Origin of the sequence: Polynucleobacter sp. JS-Polo-80-F4 (assembly GCF_018881965.1) — a bacterium.
GTDB lineage: Bacteria > Pseudomonadota > Gammaproteobacteria > Burkholderiales > Burkholderiaceae > Polynucleobacter.
Window position 1 is genome coordinate 24,003 of record NZ_JACVPI010000002.1, and the last position, 6,161, is coordinate 30,163.

General features: G+C 45.6%; 4 protein-coding genes and 1 pseudogene. All 5 read right to left on the reverse strand.

Annotated features, from left to right (window positions below; genetic code table 11):
- Position 1 precedes the first annotated feature (1 nt).
- Positions 2-1,195, reverse strand: a complete 1,194-nt coding sequence (locus ICN20_RS10140) for a TAXI family TRAP transporter solute-binding subunit (protein WP_216240497.1) — start codon at positions 1,193-1,195, stop codon at positions 2-4.
- Between the two features lie 12 nt (positions 1,196-1,207).
- The gene (locus ICN20_RS10145) at positions 1,208-2,044 is read right to left on the reverse strand and encodes a phosphate ABC transporter substrate-binding protein (protein ID WP_216240499.1); all 837 of its coding nucleotides are present in this window, start codon (positions 2,042-2,044) and stop codon (positions 1,208-1,210) included.
- Complete coding sequence (locus ICN20_RS10150; protein WP_216240500.1) at positions 2,044-2,832, reverse strand: phosphate ABC transporter substrate-binding protein; 789 nt, start codon at positions 2,830-2,832, stop codon at positions 2,044-2,046. The genes ICN20_RS10145 and ICN20_RS10150 overlap by 1 nt, the downstream gene beginning before the upstream one ends.
- A gap of 2 nt (positions 2,833-2,834) precedes the next feature.
- Positions 2,835-3,608: a DUF4239 domain-containing protein gene (locus tag ICN20_RS10155; RefSeq protein ID WP_216240502.1), complete on the reverse strand. Its 774-nt coding sequence runs from the start codon at positions 3,606-3,608 to the stop codon at positions 2,835-2,837.
- A gap of 22 nt (positions 3,609-3,630) precedes the next feature.
- Positions 3,631-6,161 (reverse strand): annotated as a pseudogene (locus ICN20_RS10160) (hypothetical protein); the annotation flags it as partial.

A 6,161-nucleotide genomic window follows, 5' to 3' on the forward strand; every position in this document is an offset into this window, starting at 1 on the left:
GCTATTCTAATTTAGAAATATTGGCCGTTATCGTATTTAAATTATCAGAGACTGGGGGCGCATCCTCAGAATCCGCTTCCACCAAGCTGGCGTTATCAGTCTCATCAACCTCATCGGGCGCTTTGAACCATTTAAACACCACCAAGGCAACCGACAGGAGCGACATTACAAGACCAAAGATTCCCTTAACTTGATCAATTGTCTGAGCGGTAATAAAGGGTTGTTTGCTGGCAATGTAAACCTCCGTTCCATCTGAAATTGGAAAGCCAGAGGGAGTGAGCATCTTGTCTTCTGAGATTGGAAAGTTAAATCGAGAGGAAACCTGAGGGCTATACAAGGACGGCAATAAAGCGGCAATCGCATGAGAATCCACGTCCTTATTGGCTAAAAGATTGAGGTTCACGCCTACTACTTGAATATCTTTAGCGGGAACTGGTGGAGAGATTTGATACATGTAAGCCAAGATCTTGGCATCGGCTACCCAACCCATGCGCATCGCCAATGAGGGTGGGAAAGACATTTCCAAAAGTTGATAGCCCCGCTTTTGCACTAGAAAATCTACGGTAGCAGATGGTGCATATGAAATCTGCACAATGACATCAGGCAACCTATCCGCTTTCATACTCAAGAGTTGCTCATCACTAAAGTTGGTCTCAACGTAATCAACTTCAGGAACCAATCCTGAAAAATGCAAGATCTGGTTGGAGACAATACTGGGGCCACCATTTTTCTCACCCAAATTCACTGTCTTGCCACGGATATCATGAATGGTTTTGACATCACCCTTCACTAAGAAATGGATTAACTGCGGTGCAATCGATGCAACCTGGCGAACATTTTCATAGCCCACTGGATCGATACCGCCCTGCACAAATGCAAGATCCAAGACTCCATCATTAAGATCATTCAGGGCCTGATAGGAACCTTTAGTCGGCGTGATCATTAAAGAAATATTTGAGCGTATAGCCTCTTCTTGCAAGACTTTGGCTAATTGATGGCTTTTGGTAAGCATCCCACCACCACTGATGGTTAATTCATAATGACGCGGATAAAGTTCATAAGCTAATTTACCGGCTAGTCCCAGCAAGAGCGCAATGACGATGAGTGCCAGTCCTTTGCGAATATGGTGCTTGCTTCTAAGCCAATCTAAGCCCTTAAATAGGAGCTCTTCTACTTCGTTTGCTGGTTTTTCCATTAACCCATACCCCTATCGTGAAACCTGAGTTAAACCATGCTTCACAAATACGCCCTGTCCTTCAGCACTTAAACTGAACCGTACAAAATCTTTAGCAACATCACTACCGGAATTTTTGTTTACCAAAAACATATCCCTACTTAAAGGATAGAGCTTTAGCAAAAGTGTTTTATCGCTAATTTGCACCCCATTAATTGCGACTGTCTTAACCTGATCATTCAGGTTTTTATTGGTTAAGTAACCGATACCGTAGGGATCTTTCGCAATCGCATCCGACATCGCAATTGCACTATCAAATACCTTCACATCTCGAGCAAATTTAGCGCCTTTTAGAATGACGTCTTCAACAAATGCACGAGTACTTGAACCTTCGTTTCGGCTATAGACATTAATCTTTTCATGAGGTCCACCTAACTGCTTCCAATTGGTAATGGTGCCTTCAAAAATACCATCCAATTGATCCATGGAAACATTGTTGATGTTCATGCTAGGGTGCGTCACAATAGCAATACCCTCAATCCCTATGAGATTGCTGTGTAGATCAAGATTAAATTCTTCTAAATTTAAGTCTCTAGACATCATTGCTAAATCTATGCCGCCATTATCTAAAGCAACCAAACCGGCAACAGATCCCCCGCCCTCAATTGCGATCTTTACATGGGGGTGCTTTTCAATAAATGGCGCCGCTAATAAAGCTATATAGCGAGACACCGCTAGTGATCCTGAGATCATCAGCTCTTTTTTAGCTCTCGCAATAAGATATGGATAGGTAATCAGACCAGCTAATACCGCCCCACCAACGCCAGCAGCGATGCCAAGATTACGAAGAAATTGACGACGTTCCATCATTACTCGCCCACCACCGGAACCAAGCCCATTTCTTTAATCATGGCCTGCCCAGCATTTTTATCTAAGCAATAAGCAATAAAGTCTTTGACCTCTTTGCTGACCGTAGGCTTTGTTAGGAGCTGCAATTCATTACATATAGGATAGCGACGCTGCTTAATATCGAGATAATTCGGAAATACGCCATCAATAGATAGCGCCTTAACTTTTTCTTTGTCTAAAAAAGTCGTGCCCACATAAGCAATAGAAAATGGATCCGATGTAACGGTCCGCATTAAACCATTTAAGCTGCTAACGACTTTTGCCCTCAAGGTAATGTGATCCTTCCCAGCAACCTGTCTCTTCCATGGCTCGTATGTTCCCAGCTGAGGATCATGGCTGATGACATTAATTGGTCCAGAATATTTTCCTACGGACTTCCAGTCTGTGATGCTGCCTGTAAATATGTCATGCAATTGCTCAAGCGTAAGATCATTAATTGGGTTAGCCCGATTAACAATAGCAGCCAGTCCATCAATAGCAATCGTCACTTCTTCAATCTTGATTTTGTGCTTATGCGCCCATAACTGAATATTCGGCGGAATTTGTCCTGAGGCCATACCAATAGTAGAGGTACCATCTAAGGCCGACTTATAACCCATTGCTGTCCCACCGCCAACAAGTGGCAAGTGAATATTGGGATGCTCATCCATATAGCGCATACCAATCCGCTGCATCAACTTCATTACTGTAGTCGAGCCACGCAGTTGGATGAATTGCAACTGCGTTGGGTCTATGGACTTATTGGACATCGTTAGAGACCCAGAGATGGCAGGATATGCACGATAGCCTCTGGGGTGACTTTACTTTCACCCACAAACAATCCCTCTAATGCAATCACTAGGGTGAACAGTACAGAAACGCCAATCGTCACCCCTCCAACATAAGCCACCATTTTTGGCAGAGGATTTTGCAGCCAGCCAAACACAATAAGCAATGCAACCGAGATGGCTAATGCATCCCATAAATAATTAGGCAACTGCAGCCTGGCGGCAGATAAGCGCGCCTCTCTCACATCAGATAGCTGACTTAAGGTTGTAACAACCTCTGCCCTGGCCATCTGCTGCACCGGGTTTCTTGGATCTAGGAGCCGAATGCCCTGTGTCAAATCAGTTAAATAATTGGAAGCTTCTTCGCTTCGTTCGTTTTTAGCCATCAATGGCCATTCATCATCAACTACGGCATTCGCATAGCTCTTTAAATCACCTTGGAGTTCCGCTGCATTTGCTCCACCAAAGGCTGCTAAAGAACGATTTAATTTGAACATTAATGCCGCTTCACGCGAAACTAAATCCTCTACATTGCGATGATCACCTTGCACGCGCACCAATGAGAACGCAATCAATAACAAGGTAATGGAAGTAAATAATTTGAAACCCTCTTCCGCGCCTTTGGCAAGATGCTCATCTGGGTTCAGTTTGTACTTCCAGCGAATATAAAAAGGAATGGCAGTAGATAGTAATAAACCGACACACATAATGCTAAGACCAATAACGACATTAGGAAGTGTATGCAAGTAATTAATCATGTAATGCCAATCCTAAAACGATTTAGTGGATGATAAATAAATTCAAAGTCGACATCAGGTTAACTGACTCGAGACTTTGATGGAAATTTTCTGAGTTACGTGAACGTGCAGCGTTTGCCACCCCAGAATTACGTATCGATGGTACATCATCATAGGACTGTGCCAAGCTATCCCCGCCCCTAAGAACTAATGGCGTTACATCAACATGTGGCACTCCCACGGGGAATGGTGAAATATTCCCGGAAAACGGATTTTGATTCATAGGCGCAAGCGCACCTGGATTGTTGTTCATAGCATTGATGCGGTTGTCGTATTTTCCAACCCTAGCAACAGGCGGTTTATTGACGGCCGCCGTTTTAGTAAGCCCTTCTTTTGGCGCAGGCTTATCGCCTTTACTAAATCCATTGGCATACTTACTCACGTATTTAGAAGGCCCATTGCTAGACTTACCGCTACGATCTTTGGCATCCGCTTTTTCCACACCATCTTTAGTGCTTGCATACTTTCTTGTCTCGGAATTAGTGCTGCCATTCTTAGCATCCCTACTCTCCTTATTAGAGCTTGCACGATTGGCAGTTGGTGGTGGAGCTGCGGGTGGGGGTGCCTGAGTAGATGGAGCATTCGCAGGGGGCGGAGCCGCTCCAGGAGGTGGCGGCGGTGTGAGCTGAATACTTCCATCGGCCATCATCATCAAAGGCGCTGCCTTTACAGGGGCCTGCATAGCAACCTCTCCACCTGCAGCAGGTGGAGGTGCATTCGCGGGAACTGGAGGAGCAGGTGCAACCATTGATGCGAGTGTTGATGAAACCTCTAATTTAGCCGGAGCAGGCGCAGGTAGTGGTGCGCTAAACATTGCTGGTGGCGGAGGTGGAGGTGGCGGTGGTGGAAGTACAGCGGCTAATACTGATTGCCTTACAGTTGCTGCTGGTTGAGCAGCTGGTTGAGCGGCTGTAACGGTGAGAGCTCCGGGTATTAACACCAACATAAAGTGCGCAGAGTCAGCGCCGCTCAGTGCCAAGCCTTTAACGATGAGATTTGAATAGCTTCCTACTCCAGCCGAATTGGTAATGGCGCTCGTACTGCTGAAGTATGCTGGCGTTCCACTGATTGAAAGATTTGCATAAGCTCCAGAACCTAAGGTAACTGCAGTACCGGATGCATCGATAATCTCATAAGCCAAATTCAGCGATCCAGCTGCTGCGGAACTTACAGATAGCCTCAAAAAGAGAATGGAGCTGATATCAATTCCGCTACTAGGCATACCTACTGACATTGCAGTATTTGCCATGAGCAAGTTAGCTCCAGCAACTTGGGCATTGATATTGCCTCCAGCGCCGGTACCACCATTTGCCGTAATGAGTGTGGTTTGCAAATCCAAAAGACCAGAATCTGCGATCAAATTAATTGATCCGCCATTGCTTGAACCTCCCGCAGCAATCTCCCCTGCAATGGTGATTGCATCCGCCTTCATACCGATCATGCCGCCAGCGCCAGCAGTTCCGTTTGCTTGTAACAAGCTGCCAGATCTGGTGTAAATATCTGTACCCCTGAGATAAATAGATCCGCCCGTAGTTCCATTTGCTAAAACTTGAGCAGTGCCTTCTATGCCAACAATTGCAGCACTAGTTGGATCAATTTGACTGGCTGTAAGGTAAATAACGTTACTTGCAGCCTGGGTAGCGGATGTAACCGCAAGTAAACTCGGATCATTGGCTGCTGTGGTTGAATATATCTTATTCAAACTTTGGTCTGCGTTAAGAGTAACCAGATTAACTACGGTAAGAGGTGCTGCCGGCACCGTTGGCAAACCGGCACCTAACCTTAGGGCGCCTGATATAAAAATGGATTGCGCCAATAACTCAATTGCATTCCCTAAAGTTCCGGCGCCACCACCTAATAAGTAGTTGTTTGTTAGAACTCTTGCATTATTGGCGACGATGATGGTTTGCGCTTGAACTGTCACCTTAGAAGCATTGATAGATGATCCCACACCCAGATACGCAATAGACGAACTGATAACCACGTCTAGGTTTTGCCCTTCAATGCTGCCATTAAGTAAAAAGTCGCCAGCTGCACTCAAAGTTAAAGTGGTGTAACTAGTGCCAGCCTTAAGAATATGCGCGCCACTAATAATGGTCATTGAACCAGTGCCATTCACAACGCAGCTACCGACGCTACAAGCAGTGGTATTGGCAGTAACTGCAATGGTGACATTGCTGTTAAACAAGGCTGTGGAGATAGCATTTGCTGTTGATGCATCAATAATTAGATTCACTGGATCCAATAACCAAGTTCCCGCATTACCAGTGGCATTGTTAGCGCTAGTGTTGATACTCGCTGTTGGTGCCAGGCTGACTATTCCCTTGGAACTGGTCTCAATAAAGCCGCCATTACCCGATAAGGAGCCACCCATCGATTTAAGGATGCCGGCAACGGTGGTTTTTACTTCAGACCAGATGGCAATGGCTCCGCCATTGCCGGCACTGGTTGATGAGGTATCGATGAGCGCGTTCTCTTCGATGGTGACCGTTTGGGCTAGCTGGTTTTTACTGG

What these genes read in the sequence shown, in the direction of transcription:
- ICN20_RS10140 (WP_216240497.1), bottom strand. Translation starts at nt 1,195, where the DNA reads ATGGAAAAACCAGCAAACGAAGTAGAAGAGCTCCTATTTAAGGGCTTA.
- ICN20_RS10145 (WP_216240499.1), bottom strand. Translation starts at nt 2,044, where the DNA reads ATGATGGAACGTCGTCAATTTCTTCGTAATCTTGGCATCGCTGCTGGC.
- ICN20_RS10150 (WP_216240500.1), bottom strand. Translation starts at nt 2,832, where the DNA reads ATGTCCAATAAGTCCATAGACCCAACGCAGTTGCAATTCATCCAACTG.
- ICN20_RS10155 (WP_216240502.1), bottom strand. Translation starts at nt 3,608, where the DNA reads ATGATTAATTACTTGCATACACTTCCTAATGTCGTTATTGGTCTTAGC.